The 12,481-nt window shown below is 64.6% G+C and carries 13 protein-coding genes; 2 read left to right on the forward strand and 11 right to left on the reverse strand.

Annotated elements, in window-relative coordinates:
- Nucleotides 1–865: 865 nt before the first annotated feature.
- The 6 genes from AUL38_RS16465 to AUL38_RS16490 form a co-directional block, all read right to left on the reverse strand.
- Complete coding sequence (locus AUL38_RS16465) at nt 866–1,387, reverse strand: TetR/AcrR family transcriptional regulator (protein WP_059063894.1); 522 nt, start codon at nt 1,385–1,387, stop codon at nt 866–868.
- A gap of 2 nt (nt 1,388–1,389) precedes the next feature.
- Nucleotides 1,390–1,833, reverse strand: coding sequence for a GNAT family N-acetyltransferase (locus AUL38_RS16470; RefSeq protein WP_059063895.1), 444 nt, complete (start codon nt 1,831–1,833; stop codon nt 1,390–1,392).
- A 9-nt stretch (nt 1,834–1,842) separates the two neighbouring features.
- Nucleotides 1,843–2,265, reverse strand: a complete 423-nt coding sequence (locus AUL38_RS16475; RefSeq protein ID WP_059063897.1) for a cytochrome c oxidase subunit 4 — start codon at nt 2,263–2,265, stop codon at nt 1,843–1,845.
- Nucleotides 2,266–2,283: 18 nt separating this feature from the next.
- Nucleotides 2,284–3,927, reverse strand: coding sequence for a cytochrome c oxidase subunit I (ctaD, locus tag AUL38_RS16480; RefSeq protein ID WP_059063900.1), 1,644 nt, complete (start codon nt 3,925–3,927; stop codon nt 2,284–2,286).
- 14 nt (nt 3,928–3,941) lie between these two features.
- Nucleotides 3,942–4,814 carry a cytochrome c oxidase subunit II gene (coxB, locus tag AUL38_RS16485; protein ID WP_059063902.1) on the reverse strand — a complete coding sequence of 291 codons (873 nt, stop codon included), beginning with the start codon at nt 4,812–4,814 and terminating at the stop codon, nt 3,942–3,944.
- 138 nt (nt 4,815–4,952) lie between these two features.
- Nucleotides 4,953–5,303, reverse strand: a complete 351-nt coding sequence (locus tag AUL38_RS16490; RefSeq protein ID WP_059063905.1) for an iron-sulfur cluster assembly accessory protein — start codon at nt 5,301–5,303, stop codon at nt 4,953–4,955.
- Between the two features lie 134 nt (nt 5,304–5,437).
- On the opposite strand from AUL38_RS16490, the gene AUL38_RS16495 reads away from it, so the two are divergent.
- Nucleotides 5,438–6,052, forward strand: a complete 615-nt coding sequence (locus tag AUL38_RS16495) for a DUF3043 domain-containing protein (RefSeq protein ID WP_235590764.1) — start codon at nt 5,438–5,440, stop codon at nt 6,050–6,052.
- A gap of 93 nt (nt 6,053–6,145) precedes the next feature.
- Here the strand turns inward: AUL38_RS16495 and AUL38_RS16500 are convergent, their stop codons facing one another.
- Genes AUL38_RS16500 through hisD form a run of 3 tightly spaced genes read right to left on the reverse strand, consistent with a single transcriptional unit; the run spans nt 6,146 to nt 9,033 of the window.
- Nucleotides 6,146–7,186, reverse strand: a complete 1,041-nt coding sequence (locus AUL38_RS16500) for a quinone-dependent dihydroorotate dehydrogenase (RefSeq protein ID WP_059063908.1) — start codon at nt 7,184–7,186, stop codon at nt 6,146–6,148.
- A gap of 36 nt (nt 7,187–7,222) precedes the next feature.
- Nucleotides 7,223–7,720, reverse strand: coding sequence for a transcriptional regulator NrdR (nrdR, locus tag AUL38_RS16505; protein ID WP_059063910.1), 498 nt, complete (start codon nt 7,718–7,720; stop codon nt 7,223–7,225).
- Nucleotides 7,720–9,033, reverse strand: coding sequence for a histidinol dehydrogenase (hisD, locus tag AUL38_RS16510; RefSeq protein ID WP_059063916.1), 1,314 nt, complete (start codon nt 9,031–9,033; stop codon nt 7,720–7,722). The genes nrdR and hisD overlap by 1 nt, the downstream gene beginning before the upstream one ends.
- 171 nt (nt 9,034–9,204) lie before the next feature.
- On the opposite strand from hisD, the gene AUL38_RS16515 reads away from it, so the two are divergent.
- On the forward strand, nt 9,205–9,960 hold the full coding sequence (locus AUL38_RS16515) for a sulfite exporter TauE/SafE family protein (protein ID WP_059063918.1): 756 nt from the start codon (nt 9,205–9,207) through the stop codon (nt 9,958–9,960).
- 29 nt (nt 9,961–9,989) lie between these two features.
- Here the strand turns inward: AUL38_RS16515 and AUL38_RS16520 are convergent, their stop codons facing one another.
- Nucleotides 9,990–11,639, reverse strand: a complete 1,650-nt coding sequence (locus AUL38_RS16520) for a class I SAM-dependent methyltransferase (RefSeq protein ID WP_059063912.1) — start codon at nt 11,637–11,639, stop codon at nt 9,990–9,992.
- A gap of 37 nt (nt 11,640–11,676) precedes the next feature.
- On the reverse strand, nt 11,677–12,321 hold the full coding sequence (locus tag AUL38_RS16525) for an NAD(P)-dependent oxidoreductase (RefSeq protein WP_059063914.1): 645 nt from the start codon (nt 12,319–12,321) through the stop codon (nt 11,677–11,679).
- Nucleotides 12,322–12,481: the final 160 nt, after the last annotated feature.

Genomic DNA, 12,481 nt, shown 5'->3' on the forward strand with positions numbered 1-12,481 from the left:
CGGGCCCACAGCTACCGACAACCTCGCACATTTGTGCCGCAGCCACCACGCACTGAAAGGCAACTCGGACTGGACAGTGAAACAACTCGCAGGCGGGGTGCTCGAGTGGACGTCACCGACTGGGCGTATCTATATCGACCTGCCACCAGACTTACTGCCGGAGCTGCGGGCCACACGGCCCAAACCGAAACGCAAAGTGCAATTCGAACCCGCGGTTGAAGAACCCGCGGTCGAAGAACCCACACTGCACCCCTTCTAACTGCCTGCTCCACCCGGCGCTTCAAGGTTGAGGAGGTCGCAGCAGCACTGTGCCGCAACACCTAGGTAACAGGCCTGCTAAAGCACCACAGACCACTTGGAACACCGGCCCCCTCGCCGGCCGGCCGGCCTCAGGCACCCCAGACCACTCTTGCCCGGTACCCCACTTCAACACGCGGGGTGGAGCGATCGAGGGTGAGGCTGCCCCGAGCGACTCATGCCCTACTCCGGAAGCCAGGTGCGCACTGCCGGTTCCTTCACCGCACCTGAGTGTGCGGTTTTCGAGACCTTGCCGCACTCACCCGGTTCATCGCAGCCCCGCGTCGACTCCCCCAGCCGCTACATCCTCAACTGCTAGGAGACGCATACCCAGTCCTCGCGGGCAGATCTCGTCGGAAACGATGCAGGAAACCCGATGACACAACACCTCATCACGCGCAATGCGACTTCAGCGCAAGCGAGAGCGAGTACGCGTGCTTGGTCGGCGTCTGAGCGAGCGTCGCACCTGAGCGAGAGTCGCACCTGAGCGAGCGTCGCACCTGAGCGAGCGTCGCACCTGAGCGAGCGTCGCCAGCCTAGTGGAACTACCACAGCCAGAAAGCGGGAGCTAGTCCTGCGCGTCGGGCACCGCAAGCATCGTGGCGGCCGCCAGCAGCGCCTCAGCGAGCGCATTCATGCCCAGGGTGGCGTGGATCTCGCCGAGCAGTCCGGCAAGCTCAGGGGCGAGCGCAGGCTCGCGTGCGGCAGCAATCGCCTGGTAGAGCAGCAGGAGGTGCTCATCTGTGAGCGGTGCTGCTGAGGAGGGTGCGAGCGGCGTCTTCGGGCTGCGCACCGTAGAGAAGACAGTCTCGGCGATCGTCGTGCTGCTGAGGCTCTGTTCCTCGCCGCCAGCGGCGGCGAGGAGCTCGCGCACACAGGCGAGAAAGAGATCGCGTTTCGAAGCGAAGTTCGCGTAGACGTTGGGTTGGGAGACGCCCGCACGTGTGGCGATTGCGGAGGTCTGCGCTCCGGCGTATCCGAACAACCCGAATTCGATGGTGCCAGCTGCGATGAGGCCGGCACGATTTTCCCCGGGGCGCCGTCGCGGACGACGGGCCCCGGGTGCAGCGCTTATCGAGGCGCTGCTCATCGCTACTCCAGCTCGAGGAGCTTGCGGTAGTGCTCACCGACAGCTTCAAAGCCGCGGTGATTGTAGAACGAGCCAATGCGGGCCGTCGAAGCGGACAGCTGACGCACGCCACGTCCCATGCAGTAGTGCTCGTTTGCCGCAATAATGCGGTCACCGATACCGAGACCACGGGACTGCTCGTCGACGACGACCTCCTGCAGGTGGGCGGTGAGCCCGGGAGCGTGGAGGAGTCGCGAGACAGTCATAAGTGAGTATCCCGCAATGACTCCGTCATTCTCAGCGACGAAGAGCACGTTGGTCTCCTGGTCACGTCGACGAAGCACGTTGTCGTAGGCGACTTGAAAGTCGTCACGGCCAATCGGATCGCGTCCGGTCGTGAACTGACGGGCCAGGCCGAGGAGCGCTTCCGCGTCCTCGGCCTGGCCCCGGCGAATGGTGATTGCCACGTTGTCAGATTACCTTGCGAAGTGTCCGCGGTAGTACTCGTAGACCCAGCCTACGACCGCCACGATGCAGAGCGGGATCGAGAGGAAGGTGATCCAGAAGTTGAATCCGAGGCACAGTCCGAGAATGAAGAGCGACGCCGCGAGTGCAAGCACCATTGGCCACCAGCTCCACGGGCTGAACTCGCCGAGCTCGGGATCGCCATCGTCGATATCTGAGTCATCGAGATCCTCGATGAGCACGCCGCCCTGCTTGCGCTGGACGAGCATGAGATAGACGGCAACGAAGCCGCCGAGGAAGGCACCACCGAAGAGAACGGTGCTGCCTGCCCACTCGACGTAGCCGTGCGTAATCAGGTTCCACGCGGTGTAGACAAAGCCAAGGACGACAAAGTACACCGTGAGGATCCAGAAGATCACAATGTTCGATTTCATAGTGAATACTCCCTCTGGTTACTTCTGCTCGGCGAAGTCGGGAACCGTTGCAGGCTTCGGCTGCTCGATGCCACTCACCTCAGGGTGATTGAGATCGAATGCAGGCGACTCGGTGCGGATACGCGGGATCGACGTGAAGTTGTGGCGCGGCGGCGGGCAGGAAGTTGCCCACTCAAGCGAGCGGCCGTAGCCCCACGGGTCGTTCACGGTGACCTTCGGTGCGCGACGGGCGGTGATGTACACGTTCAGGAGGAACGGGATCATCGACGCACCCAGAATCACGGCGCCAACAGTCGAGAGCTGGTTGCCCCAGGTGATGCCATCCTCAGGCAGGTAGGTGTAGTAGCGACGCGGCATAGCCATGACACCCAGCCAGTGCTGCACGAGGAAGGTGGTGTGGAAGCCGATGAACAGGACCCAGAAGTGGATCTTGCCGAGACGCTCGTTGAGCATCTTTCCGGTCCACTTCGGCCACCAGAAGTAGAAGCCAGCGAACATCGCAAAGACGACCGTGCCGAATACGACGTAGTGGAAGTGAGCCACGACGAAGTAGGTATCGGAGAGGTGGAAGTCAAGTGCCGGCGAAGCCAGGATGACACCGGTGAGGCCACCGAAGACGAAGGTCACGAGGAAGCCAAGCGACCAGAGCATCGGGGTCTCGAAAGTGATCGAGCCTCGCCACATCGTACCCAGCCAGTTGAAGATCTTCACGCCGGTCGGAACCGCGATGAGCATCGTCATCAGGGCGAAGAACGGCAGCAGGACCGAACCGGTGACGTACATGTGGTGAGCCAACACGGTCATCGACAGCGCAGCAATCGCGATTGTCGCGTAGATCAGGGTCTTGTAACCGAAGATGGGCTTACGGCTGAAGACCGGGAAGATCTCAGAGACGATACCGAAGAACGGCAGCGCGATGATGTAGACCTCAGGGTGTCCGAAGAACCAGAAGAGGTGTTGCCAGAGAATTGCTCCGCCCTCACCACTAAAGATCTGAGCGCCGAAGACACGGTCTGCCGCAAGTGCGAAGAACGCAGCTGCGAGCACGGGGAAGACCAGGATAGCGAGGAGCGAGGTCACGAGCGTGTTCCAGGTGAAGATGGACATACGCCACATCGTCATGCCCGGAGCGCGCATCGTGATGATCGTCGTGATGAAGTTCACGCCACCAAGGATCGTGCCGAAGCCGGTGATACCGAGGCCGAGGACCCAGAGGTTCCCACCGACGCCAGGAGAATACGTGACTTCAGAAAGCGGCGCGTAAGCGAACCAGCCGAACGAAGCGGCACCCTGCGGGGTGAGGAAGCCACCGACGGCGATGAGCGATCCGAACGTGTAGAGCCAGAACGCGAATGCGTTGAGCCTGGGGAACGCCACGTCGGGGGCGCCGATCTGCAGGGGCATCATCACGTTTGCGAAGCCCGAGAACAGGGGCGTTGCGAACATGAGGAGCATGATCGTGCCGTGCATGGTGAACAGCTGGTTGTACTGCTCCTTGGTCGCGATGACCTCGAGGCCTGGAGCGAACAACTGCGCGCGGATCAGGAGGGCCATCAGGCCGCCAATCAAGAACCACACGAAGGAACTAATCAGGTACATGTACCCGATCACCTTATGATCCGTGGAGGTCATCCACGAAACGATGATATTACCCTTCTTCATCTCTATTTCCCTCGCTACTTGTTCTCGTTCTGGGCCGCGGCCTCGTCGCCGTAGAACGACTCGATGTTCGCATTGGCTTCGTCTCCGATGCGACCAGTGTTGCCCTCAGCGCGGAGCGACTCGACGTATGCGCCGTACTCGTCCTGCTCGACAACCTTGAGCTCAAAGAGCATCATCGAGTGGTCCTGGCCACAGAGCTCGGCACACTTACCCATGAACGTGCCGGTTTCAGTCGGCGTGAAGCTCATGTAGTTGGTCTGGCCCGGGATCATATCCTTCTTGTACAGGTACTCAACGACCCAGAAGGAGTGGATGACGTCGCGCGTCTCCAGGCGGATCTCCGTCGTCTTGTCGACGGGGAGCATGAGGACCGGCATGGTCTCGGGCAGCGCCGAGCCCTTCTCGTCGGTCTTCACCTGAACGCCCTGGAAGTAGACGTCGTCACTGATGTAGTTGAAATCCCAAGCCCAACGCTTGCCGTAGACCTCAACGACGTTCTCCGGGTTGTCGTAGCGAGCCTCGATCTTTGCCTGCTCCTGCGCGGTGAACGCGAAGAAGCCAAGCACGAGGATCACGGGGACAACCGTGAAGAAGGTCTCAATGGGCATGTTGTAGCGAAGCTGCACCGGAAGGCCGGTCTGGCCCTTACGGCGACGGTACGCGATGGTTGCCCAGATGATGAGGCCCCAGGTGAGTACACCCACACCCAGCAGCACGATCCACGAGTTCACCCAGAGAGCAGTGATGCCCTCAGTGTGGTTCGTGGCGTGAGTGGATCCCTCGGGGAGGAAGCCACGCTGCTGCTCAGGAGTACAGCCAGCGAGCAGGAGAGCCGCGCCAATGGCGACTGGGGCCGCAACCCATTTGTTTACACGATTGGAACGCACCGCATACCTTTCGAATTCTTACTGGTCATTGCCCACGCAGGTAGGCGAAACTGATGACTACCTGTTAGCTTAGCGCGAAGCTGAGCGTTCCCCGAACGCAAACGGGGTGTCGCGCCGAACAGAGTCGAACATTCTTTCTTAGGCGAAGCTGTCGCCGCAGGCGCAGCTTCCCTCAGCATTTGGATTGTCTATGGTGAAGCCCTGCTTCTGAATGGTGTCTTCGAAGTCAATCGTTGCACCGGCGAGGTAGGGAATGCTCATCTGGTCGACAACCACCTGAACACCCTCGAAGTCAACGATTGCGTCGTTGTCGAGCTGGCGCTCATCGAAGTAGAGCTGGTAAATCAGGCCGGAGCACCCACCGGGCTGCACGGCGATACGCAGGCGAAGGTCATCGCGACCCTCCTGGTGCAGCAAACTGCGCACCTTGTCTTGTGCCGCGGAACTCAGATCGACCCCGTGTTCGCGTACTGCAGTGTCGTTACTCATGCGTTCTCCTCTGCTCTCAACTCTGCTCCCATCGGCCTCAGCCGAAGCATTTGTGCGGCTCGCAGGCCGAATAACGGCCCGTGGGCCGAATGTCTCCAGTCTACGCCGGTTTGACGCGGTACGCTTGGTGTCGAGTGTACGAACCCGATTGGGTGTCTGATGAGAGGAAACCACAGGCGATCATGAGCGCTGGCAAGCGAGACGAGACAGCTGATTCGACCCAGGAAGAAGCAGTTGAGGGCAAGGGTCGCCCAACACCGTCGCGCCGCGCCGCTCAGGCTGCGAAGGCACGCCCGATCGTCGGGTCGCACGACAAGGAACTGCGTAAGCAGCAGCGCGAGGCGCAGAACGAAGCCAGGAATCGTGCCCGCGCTGGCATGATGGCCGGCGACGAGCGGTTCCTCACGCAGCGTGACCGCGGACCACAGCGTCGCTTCGTACGCGACTACGTCGACGCGCGCTGGAGCGCGGGTGAGCTCCTCATTCCCGTGATGGTGATCTTCCTCGTCGTCGCCCTCTTCCCCGGCTGGGTCCAGGTCTACGGCGTGTTCTTCGTATGGGCTTTCCTGCTCTTCGCGATCATCGACGCGTTTGCGTTGACCTTCATCCTCAAGAAGAAGCTCACCGCGAAGTTCGGCGAGGGCAACGTGCAGCCAGGCTTCAAGTGGTACGGCGCCATGCGTGCGATGCAGTTCCGCATGCTGCGCATGCCGAAGCCGCAGGTCAAGCGCGGCAAGTACCCGAACTAAGCCGCCTGCACCGCGCGGAGGCGTGACCCGCAGCACAACGAAGAAAGGCCCGGAGCAATCCGGGCCTTTCTTCGTTGTCTCTGGCGGTGCACGCTAGGCCGCCTGGCGCCACCCTGCTGAGCGCAGCCCGCGGTTGATCTGTCGAGCCCACAGCGGGCCCTCGTAGACGAAGGCGGTGAAGCCCTGCACGAGTGTCGCTCCGGCCCGGAGCCGTTCGAGCACGTCGGCTGCCGTGGTGACGCCGCCGACAGAGATGACACAGAACTCGGCGGGTGCGACCTCACGGATCCGCCGAAGCACAGCCAGCGATCGATCCGCGAGCGGAGCACCTGACAGTCCGCCAGCACCCATCTGTTCGACGCGCGCAGCCGGCGTCGCAAGCCCCTCGCGCGAAATCGTCGTATTCGTTGCGATGATGCCGTCGAGCCCGAGGCGCACTGCCAAGGAGACGATGCCGTCGATCTGCTCGTCCTCCATATCCGGGGCGATCTTCACGAGGAGCGGGGTCTCCCCCGCCGCGGTCTTCACGGCCGCCAGCAACGGCTCGAGCAGCTCGAGCTCCTGCAACCCGCGAAGGCCGGGCGTGTTCGGGGAACTCACGTTCACCGCGAGGTAATCAGAGATGGGGGCGAGTCGCTCAGCGCTCCACACGTAGTCCGCCGTCGCGTCTTCGACCTCAGTGACCCGGCTCTTGCCAATATTCGCGCCGATGATCGGCCGACGGCGACGCATTCGGGCGTTTTCGATGCGCGGCACCGCTGCGGCGGATCCGCCGTTGTTGAACCCCATCCGGTTGATGAGCCCGCGGTCCGGAACGAGACGGAACATGCGCGGCTTCGGGTTCCCGTCCTGCGCATGCTTGGTCACCGTGCCGATCTCGACGTGCCCGAAGCCGAGCTCGCCCAGGCCGAGAATGCCTTCGGCATTCTTGTCGAAGCCCGCGGCCAACCCGAACGGGCTCGGAAACTCAAGCCCGAGTGCCCGCACTCGCAGCGAGGGATCCGGGCCGCACACCTTGCCCACGATGCCGCCGAGCGCCGGGAATGCGCGAATCACGGCAAACGCGAGGTGGTGCGCCCGCTCGGGATCCATCCGCTTCAGGACGGTATTGAACAGGATCTTGTAGGGGCTCATCTTTGCCCGTTCAGTCGCCGGTGTCACGGTCTCGCCTTACTGTTGAATCGATGCCGGTGCATCGGCGGTGAGTCCGCTGTCGTCGCTGCCGCGCTTTTCGCGCAGGTCGCGGACCGCAGCCTCGAAGTCGTCGAGAGAGTCGAACGCCTGATACACGCTCGCGAAGCGGAGGTAGGCGACCTCATCGAGCTCGCGCAGGTGCGGGAGGATCGCAATGCCGATGTCGTTGGTCTCGAACTGGGCGACGCCAGTGAGACGTAGGGACTCCTCGACTCGCTGCGCGAGCAGCGCGAGATCCGCCTCGGTCACCGGGCGGCCCTGGCAGGCCTTGCGAACGCCGACCATGACTTTCTCGCGGCTGAACGGCTCGACAACCCCAGAGCGCTTGATCACCGTCAGGCTGGCGGTCTCGGTCGTCGTGAATCGTTTGCTGCAGTTCGGGCACTGGCGCCTACGGCGGATCGACATGCCGTCATCGGCAGTGCGCGAGTCAATGACCCGGCTGTCGGAGTGTCTGCAGAAGGGGCAGTGCATCAGGAGCCTTCCTGTTCGAAGCGAGCGCTCACTGCCTCGCCGTGTGCGGGCAGGCCCTCCGCGCCCGCGAGCGCGAGCAACGGGGCCTCGGTTGCAGCGAGGGCCGCTCGGTCGTATGAAATGATCTGTTGGGGCCGCAGGAACGTATGGGCACCGAGCCCCGCAGCGAAGCGTGCGGTGCCGCCCGTCGGCAGCACATGGTTGGATCCCGCGAGATAGTCTCCGAGACTCACCGGCGTGTATCCGCCGACGAAGATCGCGCCAGCGTCAGTGATCCCAGCGAGCACTGCGTCATCATTGCTCGTCTGAATTTCTAAATGCTCTGGCCCGTAAGCATTCGAGACCCGCACCGCGGTCGCAAGATCGTCAACGAGGATCACGGCGGACTGTGGCCCCTGCAGCGCCACCGCAACGCGTTCCGCGTGCTCGGTGAGCGGGGCGCGCACCGCGATCTCGGCGAGCACGCGATCCGCGAGCGTCTCCGAGTCGGTGACAAGGACCGAGGCGGCAGCTTCGTCGTGCTCGGCCTGGCTGATCAGATCAGCCGCAACATACGCGGGGTTCGCGGATGCGTCGGCAATCACCAGAATCTCGGTGGTGCCAGCCTCCGAGTCGATGCCGACCTTCCCGCTCACGACACGCTTCGCCGCCGCGACAAACACGTTGCCCGGCCCGCTCACGACGTCGACCGGCTCGAGACCGATCTCTTCGACGCCGTACGCAAAGGCAGCGATAGCCCCCGCTCCCCCAATCGCGTAGACCTCTTCAATCCCGCAGAGGGCCGCGGCCCACAGCACAGCTGGGTGCGGGAGTCCCCCGTTGTCAGCCTGCGCGGGCGAGGCAAGCGCGAGGCTCGGCACGCCAGCGACCTGCGCTGCAACGGCGTTCATGATGACTGAAGAAGGGTATGCGGCCTTACCGCCCGGTGCGTACAGTCCGACTCGCGAGACTGGCTGCCACCGCTGTGTAATCTGAGCGCCGTCACCGATGTGGCTGACACGCGTCTCGGGGACCTGCGCCGCTGAGCCGATCCGCAGCCGTTCTACGAGCTGCGTGAGGGCGTCACGCACGTCGGCGGGGCATTCCCCGAGCGACGCGACGACGGCCTCAGCCGGGACACGAAGTGCGTGCCCTTCGACTCGGTCGAAGTCGCGAGCCTGCTCGCGAAGCGCGGCCTGGCCGCGCTCGGCGACAGCCTGCACCAGGGGGCGCACGCGCTCGACGGCAACGTCCGCGCTGAGGGCAGCGCGTGGCACAAGGGAGAGGAGTTCGCCACGGGAGAGCTCGCGGCCGCGGAGATCGGTGGTACGCATCACCATCCCAGTCTACCGAGACGGCGCATGCCTCCGGCGCACGCGACGCCCGACGGCCTGGCCCGGCCGCAGCTGCCTCTCTGCAACAATGGGGCGCATGCCTCTCTTTACCGGTTGTCCTGTATGTGCCGGAACGAGCGAACGCGCCCATTCGCGACGCGGTGGCGCACTGTGACGCTCACACTCGGCATACTCATCGTTCTCGTCACCGTCGTCGGTGCCGCCGCCCAGCGCATGGCTGGCCTCGGCTTTGCGCTCCTCGTGTCGCCACTCATGACGTTGCTCCTCGGCGGCCACTCGGGCGTGCTGCTCGTCAATATTCTTGGCGTAGTCTCGAGCCTGCTCATTCTGCCGCGCGTCTGGCGATCGGTCGATTGGTCGATGTTTCGGTGGCTCACACCGTTCGCGATCATCGGCGCTGTCGTCGGATCCTGGCTGTCCCAGCTGCTCTCACCCGCCGTCATGGCCGTTTCGGTTGGCGCCATCGTGTTGCTGGCGCTGAGCCTCTCCCTCATCTTCACGAGCGAGCGATTCTCGACGGAACCACGGGCGCCGCGCGCCCTGACCGGTTTACTCTCCGGCCTCACCAACTCGCTCGCCGGTGTCGGTGGCCCGGCTGTGAGTGCGTATGCGGTGCTCACCCGTTGGCCACAGGTCTCGTTTGCGGCGACCCTGCAGCCGTACTTCGTGGTGACAGGACTGGCTTCGGCTGGCGCAAAGCTCCTCATGAACCCTGCCGGGATGCTGCCCGATACCGACTGGTGGTTCTGGGGCATCGTGTTCGCGGCGATCCTGCTCGGCATTGCCGCGGGCGAGCGACTGCTGCGCCTGGTCACGCCGGCTCAGGTGCGCCGCTTCGTCGTGATCCTGGCCTGTGCCGGGGCCGCTGCCTCGTTCCTTCGCGGGCTGGTCACGCCACTCTCGTAACCGCTGCCGTCACAGCTCGCCCGCACACCTCATTGTGCTGTGGCGCCTGGCAGTGATGAATCGCGTGCTGGCGCGAGGACACCGAGCCAGGCGAGCTCGCGCGCGCCCGCAACGAGAGCTTCGCCGGCAGCGTCAGCATCAATCGCGAGGAGCGTGGCGAGGGCATCAGCGATCTGCCCGAGCGTGAGCTCGCCGTCGCACACGCCAACCGCTGCAGCGAGCAGCGTATCGGCAGTCACCCGGCGCGCGATCGGCACGTCGGCGACGAGCGTGATCGCGCTCGGGGATTCTTCGCCCGGCGTGTAGATCCGCTCCTCTGAGACGTCGGCGGCGCGCACCCACCTGGGCGCAGGCACCACTTCGCTGCTGGCGCGCGCGGCGGCAGCGCCAGCGTCGAACGCTTCGCGGAGCGAACGCCCCAGCCCGCTCGAGGCGAGCGCGCCGGTGGCCTGCTCCGCGTGAATCACCGATGCATCAGCTGGCGAGTCGCAGGCGTCGTCGGCCGTCCGCCGCATGTGGATCGCGCCGAGCCCGATGCTCACCACGCGTCGCGACCCGAAATCGTCGAGCCACGCGGTAAGAAGCTCATCAAATGCAGCCTGGCCGGGCCGCGCACCGCCGTCGCGCGCCCAGGTCTCCGCGTACTGCGCAGTGTCGACACGGTCGCGCTCGATGACCCAGGCGTCGAGGGCGGCGCCGCTGCCGCTCGCAGCGTCACGGATCCAGCCGCGCACCCGTTCGAGCCCGTGCCCGCCCCACTCGGTCTCCCAGTTCGCGAGACACACGAGCGATCCGCCGTCAGCGAGGTGCGAAGCTGCAGTGCGCACGACCGTTGCGGCAAGCTCATCGCCGGTCATACCCCCGTCACGGTATTCGTAGCGTGCGCCCTCGTCGTCACCGCGTGGCGTGATGACGAACGGCGGGTTTGAGACGATGAGGTCGAATCGCTCGGCCTCGACCGGTTCGAACAGGCTGCCGAGGCGAAACTCAATGCGGTCGTCGAACCCGTTGAGCGCCGCGTTGGCGCGGGCGAGCGTGAGCGCCCGCTCCGAAATATCGCTCGCGATCGTGTGCGCGGCCCCCAGGTGAGCGAGGTACATCGCCACGATGCCGCAGCCCGTGCCGAGGTCGAGGGCGCGGGCGACGCGGATCGGCGGTACCTGTGCGAGCAGCGTGCGCGTCGCTCCCCCAACGCCCATCACGTGGTCGGGTCTGGCCGGGCCGCGCCGGAGCTCGTCATCAAGGTCGGAGAGGATCCACCACTCGATATGGTGAGTGCCGGCCGGCTCGAGATCTGCTGGCTCGACGTCAGGGAACTCAACCGGGTTCAGGGAGAGCGCCGCGCGCAACGCCCCTGCGGCGACGCCGTCGTCATTCACGCTGTCGGGAGTGCCCGGAACAGCGGCGACGAGGCCAAGCGCCTCCGCGCCAGCTGCGCCAAGCGCGGGCAGTGCGCCGTTGAGCTCTTCGCGCGACACCGCAGCGCCCAGCAGGAAGACCCTGCCGAGAGTCACGTTCGGTGCAGGCTTGCGTTGCGCCAGCACGCGCAGTGCCGGCTGAAAGACGCCCCGCCGTCGCGCTTCCTCAGCGGTACGCCCCCAGAGGGTGGTCAGCGAGGAGAGCGAGTAGCGCGCGGCCAGGAGGTCGCTGCGTAGCTGGGAGATGAGACCGGAATTCACTAGCCCAGCGTAGCGGCTCCTGGCCGACGCTTCACCGTTAGTACGCGACAGTAAACCGCTGGCGGTGGTGTGCTGGTTCGTCAATCTCGTCAATGATGGCGACGCCGAAGTCTGCGCCCCCGATCGCGGATACCCCGTTCTCGTCTGTGAGGAGCACGTCTCCGCCCACCCGATACTCGTCGCGGAACTCCCCCGCGACCCACGGACCGAAGTCGCCAGCGGGGCTGACAAAGAACCAGTCGAGGGTGCCCTCGTTCGCGCGAAGGTCGGTGAGCACACCGGCCATCTCCAGGGCCTCCGGCCTGAACTCCTCACCAAACTCAGGGGACTCGGCAAGCAGCGGCCCACCCGGTGTCTGCTCCAGCGATCCTGCCCCGCCGATGACTCCCAGTCGCACGCCGGCAGCCTCAGCCTCAGCCGCAAGCGCGGCGATTGCAGGTCGAACCTGCCCAGCCATCGCACCGCGCGGTGACACCGCGACGACCACAACGTCAGCGCCTGCGAGTGCTTTCGCGCGGTCGTCAGCGTCGAGAATCGATCCCGTGCGGTACGTGACACCGGCGATTTGCGTCGCGGCCTCCCGCCGGGTGACGCTGGTGACGTGCTCTCCGCGCACCGCGGCTGCCTCAACGATGTGCGAGCCGGCATAGCCCGAACCACCGATTACTACGATCGAACTCATCAGGGGTGTCCTTTCCTTGAGGTATGCCCACCGCGCGCCCGCGCGTGCGCCCGACGGCGGTGGATTCACTTTCGAGACTAGCCCTGTCAGGGCCGTCGCGTACCTCGCGCTAAGCGAACGCACGGTCGCCCGCGCCAACCGGGCTGGGCAGCACCGTACC

It is taken from the genome of Leucobacter sp. G161, from assembly GCF_001482305.1.
Classification (GTDB): domain Bacteria; phylum Actinomycetota; class Actinomycetes; order Actinomycetales; family Microbacteriaceae; genus Leucobacter.

Excerpts from the sequence above, each read along its gene's own strand:
- AUL38_RS16500 (WP_059063908.1), bottom strand. The coding sequence starts at position 7,186 with ATGAGCCCCTACAAGATCCTGTTCAATACCGTCCTGAAGCGGATGGAT.
- AUL38_RS16475 (WP_059063897.1), bottom strand. The coding sequence starts at position 2,265 with ATGAAATCGAACATTGTGATCTTCTGGATCCTCACGGTGTACTTTGTC.
- ctaD (WP_059063900.1), bottom strand. The coding sequence starts at position 3,927 with ATGAAGAAGGGTAATATCATCGTTTCGTGGATGACCTCCACGGATCAT.
- AUL38_RS16525 (WP_059063914.1), bottom strand. The coding sequence starts at position 12,321 with ATGAGTTCGATCGTAGTAATCGGTGGTTCGGGCTATGCCGGCTCGCAC.
- hisD (WP_059063916.1), bottom strand. The coding sequence starts at position 9,033 with ATGCGTACCACCGATCTCCGCGGCCGCGAGCTCTCCCGTGGCGAACTC.
- nrdR (WP_059063910.1), bottom strand. The coding sequence starts at position 7,720 with ATGCACTGCCCCTTCTGCAGACACTCCGACAGCCGGGTCATTGACTCG.
- AUL38_RS16465 (WP_059063894.1), bottom strand. The coding sequence starts at position 1,387 with ATGAGCAGCGCCTCGATAAGCGCTGCACCCGGGGCCCGTCGTCCGCGA.
- AUL38_RS16490 (WP_059063905.1), bottom strand. The coding sequence starts at position 5,303 with ATGAGTAACGACACTGCAGTACGCGAACACGGGGTCGATCTGAGTTCC.